Source organism: Bowdeniella nasicola (assembly GCF_001907295.1).
Classification (GTDB): domain Bacteria; phylum Actinomycetota; class Actinomycetes; order Actinomycetales; family Actinomycetaceae; genus Bowdeniella; species Bowdeniella nasicola.
The window spans coordinates 1-1,839 of sequence record NZ_MQVR01000148.1 but is presented as its reverse complement, the minus strand read 5'-3'; the positions used below and the strand labels follow the sequence as shown (position 1 = coordinate 1,839).

The window sequence follows — 1,839 nt, the reverse complement described above, 5'->3', positions numbered from 1 at the left end:
GTCTGCCTGGGCAGGTTACCTTGGTACAACCAAGGCTGGAACCAGCATCTACAACATCAAGACCCAGGTCAATAAGCGCCTGACCGGCTGGAAGAATCGGGTCAATGGCTACGTCGTCAAGAGCATCAAGGGGTGGAATGACACAACATGGCGTGCTCGCTTCCGGGAGACAATCGTCAAAAAACGTGCCCTGATTGTGCTGCACCCTAAGCTCAACTCTGGTAACTCGGATTATGTGCCGCGCGGAAAGTCAACTGGAGGCCACTTCAATGTCGGTGCTGGATACCTTGAGAATGGGAAGGTGCTGATTTTTGAGCCCTACTCATTTGGAGGGTCGGTTCAGGCGAAGATGGTGTGGGATCGGGTTGGCCAGGTAGCGAAGGCAAACCAGAACAATACAAGTCAGCGGAACATTGCGTATTAGGCGACTTATTTCGTTGATGGTGGGGGCGGTGGCTATGCTCGCCGCCGCCCCCGCGTGTACCTCGGTCGATATCGGTTCGCCAACGCCAACTGCGACTGAGATCACTACTGGGGGTGCGCAACCGGGACATTCCGTCCCGAGTGATCTGCCGGTTTCTGAACGTGACAAAGTGGAGTCGGGTCCGGAAGAGCTTTCGCGATCGGTACGTTTCGATTCAGGTAAGAGCATCGACTATTCCGATGCGCAGATGTCGGGAACGTACTTCACTCGCTGGGATAAGAAAAACGACGGTTCTGCTGAGGTAGTTCGTGCGGCCGATGGAACTGTTGTTCTTCGTCTAGAGCAGCCGGGGAAGAAACGGTATATTGCTCGAATCCTAGTGATCGGGGAAAAAGCCTACGTGGCGGACTGCCCCCATTATGATGAACTGGACGAAGCTCCGCCGAAGTTGTATCAGTACGATCTGACGAATGGCTCCAGGGTTGAAATTCCTCCGCCCGGCGGAGAAAAATGGACTGTTTGGGGATCCATGCTTGAGAATATTCACGGAACGCCAGTGTGGTTCGCTGATCGGAGCGATCCCGCCGCAGAAGAGTATCGAAACTGTCTTGTACGCATTGACGGTATGAAATCTGAACTCATCTATTGCCCGGAAGACAATGTACTTTCAGATCCCAGAGAGTCGGCCGGCGGAGTTACCGTCCTTATGCTACCCAAAAAGGTGCCTGAGCAGAGTCCTTATACATTCGAGGTCGAAGTGTCCCTGGATGGTAAAAGTGTCCGAAAGCTGGGTGACGACGAATCGGGTTTGGCGTCGCACGGACTCTCGTATGCTGGTTGGGATGTATGGGCCCAAGGACAACGCAGCGACCCGCTGAATGTTACTGATGTCCCTGTCCTGTTCAATGGGCCGAATAATGAGCGCTGGTTCTTCGAAAGAGCAGTGCCGAAATCAATTATCCAATGTGGTGGAAAAGTTTACTGGTGGCAGCAGCCTCCTCTTGACAAAGAGGATTTGGGGCGCCAAATGCACGAGTGGGTGCCGGGAGAGACGCGCACGACCGTGGTAGCTAAAAGTACACCAGGCGGGCTTGCGGGCGGCATCAAATGTTCCAACGGCTATCTGACTTGGGTAGAGACCACTCAGGTAGAAGAATCGCCTATTGACAGCTTTTACTACATCAAGGTGGGTGACTAGCTGAGATAGCGGTGAAGTGGCGATGTAGCTGCCGAGTTCACCGGCTGGTCGACGGCGAGCTGGGCTCCCGAGGCCTCGCAGAAGTCGCAGCGCTGCTAGAAAATCCGGCCCGTGCCTTTATCCGGCTCTTCCGGTTTCAGAGTGCGTGACGCGGTCTCTGACTGCCGGGTGTTGGTGATGAATGAGAGCGGGCCTTGGGTGAAGATAGAAGTTCCTC

General features: G+C 54.4%; 2 protein-coding genes. Both read left to right on the top strand.

Annotated features, from left to right (window positions below):
• Window positions 1-424: hypothetical protein (locus BSZ39_RS13990; protein WP_158025216.1), on the top strand; the 424-nt coding region annotated here is incomplete at its 5' end.
• 28 nt (window positions 425-452) lie between these two features.
• Complete coding sequence (locus tag BSZ39_RS13720) at window positions 453-1,622, top strand: hypothetical protein (RefSeq protein WP_143180548.1); 1,170 nt, start codon at window positions 453-455, stop codon at window positions 1,620-1,622.
• The last annotated feature ends 217 nt before the right edge of the window (window positions 1,623-1,839 follow it).